Origin of the sequence: Streptomyces sp. NPDC127100, assembly GCF_042724095.1 — a bacterium.
GTDB lineage: Bacteria > Actinomycetota > Actinomycetes > Streptomycetales > Streptomycetaceae > Streptomyces.
The window spans coordinates 220,114-233,032 of the sequence record NZ_JBHXFL010000002.1 but is presented as its reverse complement, the minus strand read 5'-3'; the positions used below and the strand labels follow the sequence as shown (position 1 = coordinate 233,032).

Below are 12,919 nucleotides of genomic sequence, written 5' to 3'. Positions count from 1 at the left end.
CGGTACGACTCTACTGGTGGGCCGGTACCGGTCCGGGGGCGGATTCGGGGGCTTCGGGGGCGCGGCCCGCGAGGCGTGCGCGCCATGCGGCCAGGACGGCCGCGTCGGTGGGCCGGGTCGCCAGGGAGACGGCGACGTAGGCGGCGAGGGAGGCCGGCAGGCCGTAGTACACGGGCTCGTTGGCGAGGATGCCGTAGCCGGCCATGAGGCCGACGACCGCGAGGCCGCCGACCACGACGGCGGCCAGGGCGCCCTGCGCGGTGCCGCGCTTCCACAGCAGGCCGCCGAGGATGGGCACCAGGAGGCCGCCGACGAGGAGGTTGTAGGCGACGGTGAGCGCCTCGACGACGTCGTTCAGGGCGATCGCGGTGCCGATCACGGCGAGGCCCATGACGAGGATGAAGGCGCGGTTGCCCCGGACCTCGTCGTGCTCCTCGTCCGTGCCGCGCACCGCGCCGCGCAGCCGGGACCAGATGTCGTTGTTGGCGACGGTGGCGCAGGCGATGAGGGCGCCGGAGGACGTGGACATCACCGCGGCCAGCGCGGCGGCCAGCACCAGGCCGCGCACCCCGACGGGGAGTTCGTCCTTGACGATGGTGGCGAAGGCGTCGTCGGGGCTGCCGAGCTTCGGGTAGAGGACCTTGGCGGCCGTGCCGATGACGGCGCCGGCGACCGCGTAGACCAGGCAGTAGGTGCCGGCGACGGTGCCGCCCCACTTGGCGGTGCGGTCGCTGCCGGCGGTGAAGACGCGCTGCCAGATGTCCTGCCCGATGAGCATGCCGAAGGTGTAGATCAGGACGTAGGTGAAGATCGTCTCGCCGCCGACGCCGAGCGGGTCGAAGTACGAGGTCGGCAGCTTGGCCCTCATCTCGCCGAAGCCGCCGGCCTTGACGACGGCGATGGGCAGCAGCAGGAGCAGCACGCCGATGGTCTTCACCACGAACTGCACCATGTCGGTGAGCGTGATGGACCACATGCCGCCGAGGGTGGAGTAGGCGACGACGATCGTGCCGCCCAGGACGATCGCGACGGTGCGGTTCACGTCGAAGAGGACGTCGAAGATCGTGGCGTAGGCGATGGTGGAGGTGACGGCCAGCATCAGCGTGTACGCCCACATGACCAGGCCCGAGATGACGCCGGCCCGGCCGCCGTAGCGCAGGTCCAGCATCTCGGAGACGGTGTAGACCTTCAGGCGGGCGATGCGGGCGGAGAAGAAGAGCGACAGGGCGAGCAGGCCGAGGCCGATGGTGACGACCATCCAGGCGCCGGAGAGGCCGTACTGGTAGCCCAGGCCGACGCCGCCGATGGTGGACGCGCCGCCGAGGACGATCGCCGCCATGGTGCCCGAGTACATCGCGGGGCCGAGGCGGCGCCCGGCGACGAGGAACTCGCTCTTGGACCTGGCGCGGCGCATGCCCCACCAGCCCATGGCGAGCATGCCGGCGAGATAGACGACGATCACTGTGTAGTCGACGGCCATGGGGGCCTCCTTCGCGCACTCGGTCGGTGGCGTGTCGTGCTGACGGGAGTGGTCCGGACGGACGGTCCGGTCGGCGCCTCGCGGGGACATCCGCCCGTACCCGCGGCAGCCGGCCCCGATCCCGGGGGTGGGGATCGCGGTCCGGATCGACACTAGGTGGCCGAAAAGCGGCTGCGAAGTGTACGTTTCATCCACTCGGAACGGCTTGAGTGGAGGGATCGTCCATCATGCGGGAACCGGTCGCTCCGCCCACACCCCCCGTGTCCCTCGCGGCGCTGCTGTCCCGTGAGGACCTCGCCCTGCGCCAGATCGCCGGGCCCCCCGCGGCGGAGGTGGCCGTCCACTGGGCGCACACCTCCGAGATGGCCGACCCCTACCCCTATCTGCTGGGCGGCGAGCTGCTGCTGACGGCCGGCGTGCACATCCCGCCGGAGGCGGGGGCGGACTACTTCGAGGCGTACGCCGCCCGGATCGTGGCGGCCGGCGGCGCGGCCCTCGGCTTCGGGGTGGCGCCGGTGCACGACACGGTGCCCCCGGCGCTGGTCGCCGCCTGCGAGGAGCACGGGCTGCCGCTGGTGGAGGTGCCGCCGCGGACGACGTTCTCCGGCGTGGCCCGCGCCGTGTGGCAGCTGATGGCCCGGGAGCGGCTGGCCGAGCTGCGGCGGGTGTCCGAGGCCCAGCAGCAGCTGGCCGCCGCCGCCTCCCGGCCGGACCCGGTGCCGTCGGTGCTGCGCCGGCTGGCGACGCGGCTCGACGGCCGGGCGGTGCTGTACGGGCCGGAGGGCGCCGAGATCGCGGCGGCCGGGCGGGAGCCGGGGGACGAGGTGCGCGGGGCCCTGGCGGAGCTGGCCCGGTTCGTCACCAGCCGGGCCTCCACGACCGCCACCGACACGGCCGACGGCACCCGTCTCGCGGCCTACGCCCTCGGCGCCGGCGGGGGCTTCGTCCTCGGGGTCGCGGCCCCGCGGCGGGGGGCCGGGGACCACACCATCGCGTCGGTCGCCGCGGTGCTGCTCTCGCTGCTGACCGGCGAGCACCAGAGCGGCACGGGCGCGGCCCGTTCGTCGGCCCTGGTGCGGCTGCTGCTGGGCGCCCGTCCCGAGGAGGTCGCGTCCCTGCTCGGCGGCGAGGGCACCCGCTGGCACGTCGTCCACGCCCGGCCGGACTCCGGCGGCCCCGACCCGGTGGCGGCCTCCGCCCTGGGCGCCGCCCTCGGCTCCCCGCTGGTCGACCCGGCCGGCGACGTCGTACGCGTCCTGGTGCCGGCCGCGCCCGGGACGCCGGGCGGGACGAGTGCCCCCGCCGGGCCGGGCACCCCGGCGACCGCGCCCCGGGCGGAGGCCCACGCCGGGCCCGGTGCCTTCCCGGTCGCGCGGCGGGGCTGGACGCTGGGGGTCAGTGCCGCCGTCGGCCCGGCGGACTGGGCGGTCGCCGACGGGCAGGCGGCGCGGGCGCTGGCGCGGGCGCGGGCCACCCGGGTGCCGCTGGTGCGGCATGCCGCCCGGCCCGCCCTGGCCGACCTGGTCCCGGAGGCCGAGGCCGAGGCGCACGCCCGTGCGCTCCTCGCCCCCGTCGCGGCCGTGCCGGCGCTGACGGAGACGCTGCGCGCCTGGCTCTCCCTGCACGGCAACTGGGACCGCACCGCCGTCGCCCTGTCCGTGCACCGCAACACCGTCCGCCAGCGCATCGCCCGCTGCGCGGCCCTGCTGGAGGCCGACCTGGACGACGCGGACGTGCGGATGGAGCTGTGGTTCGCGCTGCGCGGCCCGTGACCGGCGCGCGGGGCAACACCCCGTGTCCCGGCGGGGGATACCCCGGATACCCCGAAGACGCCGACGGTCGGCTGCCTCACAATGGAGCCATGCCGATACCCGGGACACCCCAGCGCGCCGAGCTCGTCGAACACCTCGTCAGAACGCGTATCGCGGGCGACGTCGCCACTCCCCGCGAGAACAACCTCTCCCACTACCGGAAGCTGGCGAACGGCGACCGCAACTACTGGCTCGGGCTGGAGCTGGGCGACCGCTGGAGCGACGAGCAGGACGTGCTCGCGGTGATGGCGGAGCGGGTCGGCGTCAACGACGACCCGGAGTACCGGTACGGCCAGGACACCATCGACCCCGAGCTGACCGTGGCCGCGCTGGAGCGCCTGGCCGGGCGGCTGCGCAAGGCCGCGGACGGCGGGCAGCGGGTGCTGTTCGCCACCGGTCACCCGGGCGGGCTGCTCGACGTGCACCGCGCCACGGCCGACGCGCTGCGCGCCGCCGGCTGCGAGATCGTGGTGATCCCGGAGGGGCTGACCACGGAGGAGGGCTACGTCCAGCAGTTCGCGGACGTGGCGGTGCTGGAGCACGGCGCCTCGCTGTGGCACACGCACTCCGGGGAGCCGGTGAAGGCCATCCTGACCGGTCTGGAGCGCGCCGGCCGCCCGCTGCCCGACCTGGTCGTCGCCGACCACGGCTGGGCCGGCGGTGCCGGCCAGTACGGCGTCGACTCCGTGGGGTACGCCGACTGCAACGACCCGGCGCTGTTCCTCGCCGAGTCCGAGGGGACCGTCCAGGTCGCCGTGCCGCTGGACGACCACGTGGTCAGCCCGCGCCACTACGACCCGATGACGGCGTACCTGCTGGCGGAGGCGGGGCTCGCCCGGTGACGCGGGCCCGGATCGCGGCATGACGAAGGCGGCGGGCACCGTGCGGGTGCCCGCCGCCGGTCCGGGCGGCCTGCCGCTCAGCGCTCCCGCGGGACGCGCACCAGGCCCTCCTGGATGACCGAGAGGGCGAGCCGCCCGTCCTGCGTGTAGATGCGGGCCTGGCCGAGGCCCCGGCCGCCGGACGCGGACGGCGACTGCTGGTCGTACAGCAGCCACTCGTCGGCGCGGAACGGCCGGTGGAACCACATGGCGTGGTCCAGCGAGGCCCCGACGACGTCCCCGACGGCCCAGCCGCCCCGGCCGTGCGCGAGCAGCACGGAGTCGAGGAGGGTCATGTCGGAGACGTACGTGGCGAGCACGACGTGCAGGAGGGGGTCGTCCGCGAGCTTGCCGTTGGTGCGGAACCACACCTGGGAGTGCGGCTCGCGCGGCGCGCCGAAGTCACCGAACGGCGGGTCGTCGACGTAGCGCAGGTCGACGGCGGCCCGGGCCTCGAGGAACCGTTCCACCGTGTCGGCGGGCAGGTGCGGGTAGCCGCGCAGCCGCTCCTCGCCGGTGGGGAGGGTCGCCGGGTCCGGGGCGGCCGGCATCGGCGCCTGGTGGTCCAGGCCCTCCTCGTACGTCTGGAAGGACGCCGACAGGCCGAAGATCGGCTTGCCGTGCTGGACCGCGACCACCCGCCGGGTGGTGAAGGAGCGGCCGTCGCGCAGGCGGTCGACGTTGTAGACGATGGGCGCGCCGGGGTCGCCGGGACGCAGGAAGTACGCGTGCAGGGAGTGCGCGAACCGGTCCTCGGGGACCGTGCGCCCGGCGGCCACCAGGGCCTGGGCGGCCACCTGCCCGCCGAAGACCCGGGGGACGACGGCGGAACGGGAGTGGCCGCGGTAGATGTCCTCCTCGATCCGCTCGAGGTCGAGCAGATCGAGGAGGGACTGGAGTGCCTCGCTCATGTCCCGCGGCTTACAGGCCCATGTTCTTCGCGATGATCGACTTCATGATCTCGCTGGTGCCGCCGTAGATGCGGTTGACGCGGTTGTCCGCGTACAGGCGGGCGATCGGGTACTCGTTCATGTAGCCGTAGCCGCCGTGGAGCTGGAGGCAGCGGTCGATGACGCGGTGGGCGACCTCGGTGCAGAACAGCTTGGCGCTGGCGGCCTCGGCGGGGGTGAGCTCACCGGCGTCCAGGGCCTCGGTCGCGCGGTCGGCGACGGCCTCGGCGGCGTCCACCTCGGCCTGGCAGGCGGCCAGCTCGAACTTGGTGTTCTGGAAGTGGGCGACCGGCTTGCCGAAGACGGTGCGGTCCTGCACGTACTGCTTGGCGAAGCGGACGGCGGCCTTGGCCTGGGCGTAGGCGCCGAAGGCGATGCCCCAGCGCTCGGAGGCCAGGTTGTGGCCGAGGTAGTAGAAGCCCTTGTTCTCCTCGCCGAGCAGGTCCTCGACGGGGACCTTGACGTCGACGAAGGCGAGCTCGGCGGTGTCGGAGGTGCGCAGGCCCAGCTTGTCCAGCTTGCGGCCGACGGAGTAGCCCTCGGACTTGGTGTCCACGGCGAACAGGGAGATGCCGTGGCGGCGGTCCTCGGCCGTGGGCGCGGCGGTGCGGGCGCAGACGATGACCCGGTCGGCGTGGACGCCGCCGGTGATGAAGGTCTTGGCGCCGTTGAGGACGTAGTGGGTGCCGTCCTCGGAGAGCCTGGCGGTGGACTTCATGCCGGCGAGGTCGGAACCGGTGCCCGGCTCCGTCATCGCGATGGCCCACATCTCCTCGCCGGTGACGAACTTCGGCAGGTAGCGCTTCTTCTGCTCGTCCGTGGCCAGCATGTTGATGTACGGCAGCGCGAGCAGCACGTGCACGCCGGAGCCGCCGAACTGGACGCCCGCGCGGGCGGTCTCCTCGTAGAGGACGGCCTCGAACTTGTGGCTCTCCATGCCGGCGCCGCCGAACTCCTCGGGCACGTTGATGCCGAAGATGCCCAGCTCACCGAGCTTGTAGTAGAACTCGCGCGGCGCCTGGCCCGCGGCGAACCACTCGTCGTAGACGGGGACGACCTCGGCCTCGATGAAGGCCCGGAGGGTCTCCCGGAACGCCTCGTGGTCCTCGTTGAACACCGTACGGCGCACGGCGCCACCTCCAGGGTACGTGTCTAAGCGCTTGCTCAGACTTCACCGTACCGGCGGGTAGGGAGAGGCGTCCAGAGCGGGGGGCGGGTAACCCTCGTCACTCCGGGGCGGCCGGACGCCGCCCCCGCCCCTACGCCTCCGCCCCTACGCCTCCGCCACCGCCGCGAAGGCCCCCCGCGCCATGCGGTGCAGCAGCGCGGCCGTCACCGCGCGGCCGGGGAGGGAGCCGGGCCGGCCCAGGTGCGGGGTGGAGTTCAGCAGGCCGAAGACCGAGTGGACCGCCGAGCGGGCGCTCGGTTCGGCCACGGCCGGGTACACCTCGCGCACGACCCCGACCCACAGCTCCACGTACTGCCGCTGCAGCTGCCGCACCATCTTGCGGTCGGCGTCCCGGAGGCGGTCCAGCTCGCGGTCGTGCAGGGTGATGAGCGGGCGGTCGTCGAGCGCGAAGTCGATGTGCCCCTCGATGAGCGAGTCGAGGACCGCCTCGGAACCCGTCCCGGACCCCCCGCCGGAGCCGGCCACCCCCTCGGCCTCCGCCAGCCGCCGCCTGGCGCCGGTCAGCAGCTGGCCGCTGATCCCGACCAGCAGCTCGGCGAGCATCGCGTCCTTGCCGGGGAAGTGCCGGTAGAGACCGGGGCCGCTGATCCCGACCGCGGCGCCTATCTCGTCGACGCCGACGCCGTGGAAGCCGCGCTCGGCGAAGAGCCGGGCGGCTTCCTTGAGGATCTGCTCGCGGCGGGTGGGGGCGTCGGTTCTGGTGGCCATGGGATCGATTCTAGACAGGGAGGTTAGCGGTCGTTAACCTGAGGGAAATGCGTTAACGCTCATTAACTGGTCGACCACTGGGTGAGGGGACCGCAGGATGCACGAGGCACCGGAGCTGACGAGCGCGGCAGATCCCGCGTCGGAGGCCTTTCGGGCCAACGAGGAGGCGCACCGCGTCCTCGTGGAGGAGCTGCGCGCCAAGCTGGCGGCGGCCCGGCTCGGCGGCGGTGAGCGGGCCAGGGCCCGGCACACCGCGCGCGGCAAGCTGCTGCCGCGCGACCGCGTGGACACGCTGCTGGACGCGGGCTCGCCGTTCCTGGAGCTGGCGCCGCTCGCGGCCGACGGGCTGTACGACGGCCAGGCCCCGGCGGCCGGCGTGATCGCCGGCATCGGCCGGGTCGGCGGCCGGGAGTGCGTGATCGTCGCCAACGACGCCACGGTCAAGGGCGGCACCTACTACCCGATGACCGTGAAGAAGCACCTGCGCGCGCAGGAGGTGGCGCTGGAGAACCGGCTGCCGTGCCTCTACCTCGTCGACTCCGGGGGCGCCTTCCTGCCGATGCAGGACGAGGTCTTCCCCGACCGCGAGCACTTCGGGCGGATCTTCTACAACCAGGCCCGGATGTCGGGCGCCGGCATCCCCCAGATCGCCGCCGTCCTCGGCTCCTGCACGGCCGGCGGGGCGTACGTCCCGGCGATGAGCGACGAGGCGGTGATCGTCCGCAACCAGGGGACGATCTTCCTGGGCGGCCCTCCCCTGGTGAAGGCGGCCACCGGCGAGGTGGTGACCGCGGAGGAGCTGGGCGGCGGTGAGGTCCACTCCCGCGTCTCGGGCGTGACCGACCACCTCGCCGAGGACGACGCGCACGCGCTGCGGATCGTCCGGCAGATCGTCTCCACCCTGCCCGAGCGCGGCCCGCTCCCCTGGAGCGTCCAGGCCTCCGTCGAGCCGAAGGCGGACCCGCAGGGGCTGTACGGCGCGGTCCCGGTGGACTCCCGTACCCCCTACGACGTCCGCGAGGTCATCGCGCGGGTGGTGGACGGCTCGCGGTTCGCCGAGTTCAAGTCCGAGTACGGGCAGACCCTCGTCACCGGCTTCGCCCGCATCCACGGTCACCCGGTGGGGATCGTCGCCAACAACGGCATCCTGTTCTCCGAGTCCGCCCAGAAGGGCGCCCACTTCGTCGAGCTGTGCGACCAGCGCGGCATCCCCCTGGTCTTCCTCCAGAACATCTCCGGCTTCATGGTCGGCAGGGACTACGAGGCGGGCGGCATCGCCAAGCACGGCGCCAAGATGGTGACGGCGGTCGCCTGCACGCGCGTGCCGAAGCTGACCGTCGTGGTCGGCGGGTCGTACGGCGCGGGCAACTACTCGATGTGCGGCCGGGCGTACTCGCCGCGCTTCCTGTGGATGTGGCCCAACGCCAAGATCTCCGTGATGGGCGGCGAGCAGGCCGCGTCCGTGCTGGCCACGGTCAAGCGGGACCAGCTCGAGGGACGCGGGGAGGACTGGCCCGCGGAGGAGGAAGAGGACTTCAAGGCGCCGATCCGCGCCCAGTACGAGCGGCAGGGGAACGCCTACTACGCGACCGCCCGCCTGTGGGACGACGGGGTCATCGAGCCCGCCGACACCCGGCGGGTGCTGGGGCTGGCCCTGACCGCGTGTGCCAACGCGCCGCTGGGCGACCCCCAGTTCGGCATCTTCCGGATGTGAGGAGGGGACCCATGGGAAACACAGACGAGGCTTCACGCATGTTCGACACCGTGCTCGTCGCCAACCGGGGCGAGATCGCCGTCCGCGTCATCCGGACGCTGCGGACGCTGGGCGTGCGCTCGGTGGCGGTCTTCTCCGACGCCGACGCGGACGCCCGGCACGTACGGGAGGCCGACACCGCGGTGCGGATCGGCCCGGCTCCGGCGGCGGAGAGCTACCTGTCCGTGGAGCGGCTGCTCGAGGCGGCGGCCCGCACGGGGGCGCAGGCCGTCCACCCGGGGTACGGCTTCCTCGCCGAGAACGCCGGTTTCGCCCGGGCCTGCGAGGAGGCGGGGTTGGTCTTCATCGGGCCGTCCGCCGACGCCATCGCCCTGATGGGCGACAAGATCCGGGCCAAGGAGACGGTGAAGGCGGCCGGGGTGCCGGTGGTGCCCGGCTCCAGCGGCAGCGGCCTGACGGACGCGCAACTCGCCGACGCGGCCCGCGGGATCGGCATGCCGGTGCTGCTGAAGCCGTCGGCCGGCGGGGGCGGCAAGGGCATGCGGCTGGTGCGGGACGCCGCGGTGCTCGCCGACGAGATCGCCGCCGCCCGCCGCGAGGCCCGCGCCTCCTTCGGCGACGACACGCTGCTGGTGGAGCGGTGGATCGACCGGCCCCGGCACATCGAGATCCAGGTCCTGGCCGACGGCCACGGGAACGTCGTGCACCTGGGCGAGCGCGAGTGCTCGCTCCAGCGCCGGCACCAGAAGATCATCGAGGAGGCGCCGAGCGTCCTCCTCGACGAGGCCACGCGGGCCGCGATGGGCGAGGCGGCCGTGCAGGCGGCACGCTCCTGCGGCTACCGGGGCGCGGGCACGGTGGAGTTCATCGTCCCGGGCGGCGACCCCTCGCAGTACTACTTCATGGAGATGAACACCCGCCTCCAGGTGGAGCACCCGGTGACCGAGCTGGTCACGGGCCTGGACCTGGTGGAGTGGCAGCTGCGGGTCGCGGCGGGCGAGCCGCTCGGCGTCGCCCAGGCGGACGTCCGGCTGACCGGGCACGCGGTCGAGGCCCGGCTGTGCGCGGAGGACCCTTCGCGCGGGTTCCTGCCGTCCGGCGGCACGGTGCTGCGGCTGTACGAGCCGGAGGGCGACGGCGTGCGCACCGACTCGGGGCTCAGCGAGGGCACCGAGGTCGGCAGCCTCTACGACCCGATGCTGTCCAAGGTGATCGCGTACGGCCCCGACCGCGCCACGGCGCTGCGCAAGCTGCGGGCGGCCCTCGCCCGGACGGTGACGCTGGGCGTGCAGACCAACGCCGGGTTCCTGCGCCGGCTCCTCGCCCACCCGGCGGTGGTGGCGGGCGAGCTGGACACCGGGCTGGTGGAGCGGGACGTGGACAGCCTCGTCCCGGACGAGGTGGCGCCGGAGGTCTACGCGGCGGCGGCGCTGCTGCGCCGGGCGGCGCCGGCGCCGGCCGCGCCCGCCACCGGCTGGTCGGACCCGTTCGACGCCGCGGACGGCTGGCGCCTGGGCGGGGAGCGGGCCTGGACCCCGTACCACCTGCGCGTGCCGGGCCGGGATCCGGTCACCGTGCGGGTGCGCAGCACGCCGGACGGCGGGACCGAGCTGCTGGCGGAGGGCGCGGAGGAGCCCCTGCGCGCGTCCGCGGTCACCCGGTCGGGCGACGGGCACCGGTACGCGTTCCGGCTCGACGGCGTCACCCACACCTTCGCCGCGCTGCCGGACGGCACCTGGCTGGGCCGCGACGGCGACGCCTGGCAGGTGCGCGACCACGACCCGGTCGCCGCCTCGCTGAGCCGCGCCGCCCACGCGGGCGCCGACTCGCTGACCGCGCCCATGCCGGGCACGGTGACGGTGGTGAAGGTGGCCGTCGGCGACGAGGTCACGGCCGGGCAGAGCCTGCTGGTGGTGGAGGCGATGAAGATGGAGCACGTCGTCTCCGCCCCGCACGCGGGCACCGTCACGGAGCTGGACGTGGCGCCGGGCACGACGGTCGCCATGGACCAGGTGCTGGCGGTCATCGCCCCGGCGGAGGAGGAGACGGTATGAACGCCCCGGAGCTGGGCCTGCCCATGGCCGTGCCCGCCGAGGGCCTGCCCGCGCGGGTCCGGATCCACGAGGTCGGCGCCCGGGACGGCCTGCAGAACGAGAAGGCGACCGTCCCGACGGCCGTCAAGGCGGAGTTCATCCGCCGCCTCGCCGGGACGGGCCTGACCACCATCGAGGCGACGAGCTTCGTCCACCCCGAGTGGGTCCCGCAGCTGGCGGACGCCGAGGACCTCTACCCGGAGGTGTCCGGCCTGCCGGTGTCGCTGCCGGTCCTGGTGCCCAACGAGCGCGGCCTGGACCGCGCGCTGGCGCTGGGCGCCCGGGGCGTGGCGGTCTTCGCGAGCGCCACCGAGGCCTTCGCCCGGGCGAACCTCAACCGCACGGTGGACGAGGCGCTGGCGATGTTCGAGCCGGTGGTGGCCCGGGCGAAGGGACAGAACGTCCACGTCCGGGGCTATCTCTCGATGTGCTTCGGCGATCCGTGGGAGGGCCCGGTCCCCGTCCCCCAGGTGGTGCGGGTCTGCAGGGCCCTGCTGGACATGGGCTGCGACGAGCTGAGCCTCGGCGACACCATCGGGGTGGCGACCCCGGGCCATGTGACGGCCCTGCTCACCGCGCTGGCCGAGGCGGACGTGCCCGTGTCCGCGCTGGGCGTGCACTTCCACGACACCTACGGCCAGGCCCTGGCCAACACGCTGGCCGCCCTCCGGCAGGGCGTCACCACGGTCGACGCCTCCGCCGGCGGGCTGGGCGGCTGTCCGTACGCCAAGTCCGCCACCGGCAATCTCGCCACCGAAGACCTCGTGTGGATGCTGCGGGGCCTCGGCATCGACACCGGCGTCGACCTCGGCCGTCTCGTCGCCACAAGCGTCTGGATGGCCGCCCACCTGGGCCGACCCAGCCCGTCCCGCACCGTACGAGCCCTCTCCCACCAGGAGCAGTGACAGCCATGGACCACAAGCTCTCCCCCGAACTCGAGGAACTCCGCCGCACGGTCGAGGAGTTCGCCCACGACGTGGTGGCACCCAAGATCGGTGACTTCTACGAGCGGCACGAGTTCCCGTACGAGATCGTCCGCGAGATGGGCCGCATGGGCCTGTTCGGGCTGCCGTTCCCGGAGGAGTACGGCGGCATGGGCGGTGACTACTTCGCGCTGGGCGTGGCCCTGGAGGAACTGGCCCGGGTGGACTCGTCGGTGGCGATCACCCTGGAGGCCGGTGTCTCGCTGGGCGCGATGCCGGTCCACCTGTTCGGCACCGAGGAGCAGAAGCGCGAGTGGCTGCCCCGGCTTTGCTCGGGCGAGATCCTGGGCGCGTTCGGCCTGACGGAGCCGGACGGCGGCAGCGACGCGGGCGCGACCCGGACCACGGCCCGCCTGGACGAGGCCACGAACGAGTGGGTGATCAACGGCACCAAGTGCTTCATCACCAACTCGGGCACCGACATCACCGGCCTGGTCACGGTCACGGCGGTCACGGGCCGCAAGCCGGACGGCCGCCCGCTCATCTCGGCGATCATCGTCCCCTCCGGCACCCCGGGCTTCACGGTGGCCGCCCCGTACTCGAAGGTCGGCTGGAACGCGTCGGACACCCGTGAGCTGTCCTTCGCCGACGTCCGGGTGCCGGCGGAGAACCTGCTGGGCGAACAGGGCCGCGGCTACGCCCAGTTCCTGCGCATCCTGGACGAGGGACGGGTCGCCATCGCCGCGCTGGGCACCGGTCTCGCGCAGGGCTGCGTGGACGAGTCGGTGGCGTACGCGAAGGAGCGCCACGCCTTCGGCCGGCCGATCGGGGCGAACCAGGCGATCCAGTTCAAGATCGCCGACATGGAGATGAAGGCCCACACGTCCCGTCTCGCCTGGCGCGACGCGGCCTCCCGCCTGGTGGCGGGCGAGCCGTTCAAGAAGGAGGCGGCGCTGGCGAAGCTGTACTCGTCGACGGTCGCGGTCGACAACGCCCGGGACGCCACGCAGATCCACGGCGGCTACGGATTCATGAACGAGTACCCCGTGGCCCGCATGTGGCGGGACGCCAAGATCCTGGAGATCGGCGAGGGCACGAGCGAGGTCCAGCGGATGCTGATCGCCCGTGAGCTGGGCCTGGTGAGCTGAACGGGGCCGCCCGGACGGGGCG

At 73.7% G+C, this 12,919-nt stretch carries 10 protein-coding genes; 6 read left to right on the top strand and 4 right to left on the bottom strand.

Annotation, left to right across the window (positions count from 1 at the left end; genetic code table 11):
* Positions 1–10 precede the first annotated feature (10 nt).
* Positions 11–1,480 carry a sodium:solute symporter gene (locus tag ACFWJB_RS03895; RefSeq protein ID WP_385461926.1) on the bottom strand — a complete coding sequence of 490 codons (1,470 nt, stop codon included), beginning with the start codon at positions 1,478–1,480 and terminating at the stop codon, positions 11–13.
* Between the two features lie 227 nt (positions 1,481–1,707).
* On the opposite strand from ACFWJB_RS03895, the gene ACFWJB_RS03890 reads away from it, so the two are divergent.
* Together ACFWJB_RS03890 and ACFWJB_RS03885 are read left to right on the top strand one after the other, a co-directional pair.
* Positions 1,708–3,252 (top strand): PucR family transcriptional regulator ligand-binding domain-containing protein, encoded by a 1,545-nt coding sequence (locus ACFWJB_RS03890; protein ID WP_385461929.1) that lies wholly within the window; start codon positions 1,708–1,710, stop codon positions 3,250–3,252.
* Positions 3,253–3,341: 89 nt separating this feature from the next.
* Positions 3,342–4,133, top strand: a complete 792-nt coding sequence (locus tag ACFWJB_RS03885) for a phosphatase (RefSeq protein WP_385461932.1) — start codon at positions 3,342–3,344, stop codon at positions 4,131–4,133.
* Between the two features lie 77 nt (positions 4,134–4,210).
* Here the strand turns inward: ACFWJB_RS03885 and ACFWJB_RS03880 are convergent, their stop codons facing one another.
* From ACFWJB_RS03880 to ACFWJB_RS03870, 3 genes are all read right to left on the bottom strand, one after another.
* Positions 4,211–5,083: an acyl-CoA thioesterase gene (locus tag ACFWJB_RS03880; RefSeq protein ID WP_385461935.1), complete on the bottom strand. Its 873-nt coding sequence runs from the start codon at positions 5,081–5,083 to the stop codon at positions 4,211–4,213.
* Between the two features lie 10 nt (positions 5,084–5,093).
* A complete protein-coding gene (locus ACFWJB_RS03875; RefSeq protein WP_385461938.1) occupies positions 5,094–6,251 on the bottom strand; it encodes an acyl-CoA dehydrogenase family protein in 1,158 nt (385 codons plus the stop codon).
* A 144-nt stretch (positions 6,252–6,395) separates the two neighbouring features.
* Positions 6,396–7,019 carry a TetR/AcrR family transcriptional regulator gene (locus tag ACFWJB_RS03870; RefSeq protein WP_386920081.1) on the bottom strand — a complete coding sequence of 208 codons (624 nt, stop codon included), beginning with the start codon at positions 7,017–7,019 and terminating at the stop codon, positions 6,396–6,398.
* A gap of 97 nt (positions 7,020–7,116) precedes the next feature.
* Between ACFWJB_RS03870 and ACFWJB_RS03865 the strand changes: the two genes are divergently transcribed.
* From ACFWJB_RS03865 to ACFWJB_RS03850, 4 genes are read left to right on the top strand one after another with little or no spacing between them, the layout of a single operon-like run.
* A complete protein-coding gene (locus ACFWJB_RS03865) occupies positions 7,117–8,733 on the top strand; it encodes a carboxyl transferase domain-containing protein (protein WP_385461944.1) in 1,617 nt (538 codons plus the stop codon).
* A gap of 38 nt (positions 8,734–8,771) precedes the next feature.
* A complete protein-coding gene (locus tag ACFWJB_RS03860) occupies positions 8,772–10,787 on the top strand; it encodes an acetyl/propionyl/methylcrotonyl-CoA carboxylase subunit alpha (RefSeq protein ID WP_385462003.1) in 2,016 nt (671 codons plus the stop codon).
* Entirely contained in the window at positions 10,784–11,731 is a 948-nt protein-coding gene (locus tag ACFWJB_RS03855) for a hydroxymethylglutaryl-CoA lyase (protein WP_385461947.1), read from the top strand. Before ACFWJB_RS03860 ends, ACFWJB_RS03855 begins: the two co-directional genes overlap by 4 nt.
* Positions 11,732–11,736: 5 nt before the next feature.
* Positions 11,737–12,897, top strand: coding sequence for an acyl-CoA dehydrogenase family protein (locus tag ACFWJB_RS03850; protein WP_385461950.1), 1,161 nt, complete (start codon positions 11,737–11,739; stop codon positions 12,895–12,897).
* Positions 12,898–12,919: the final 22 nt, after the last annotated feature.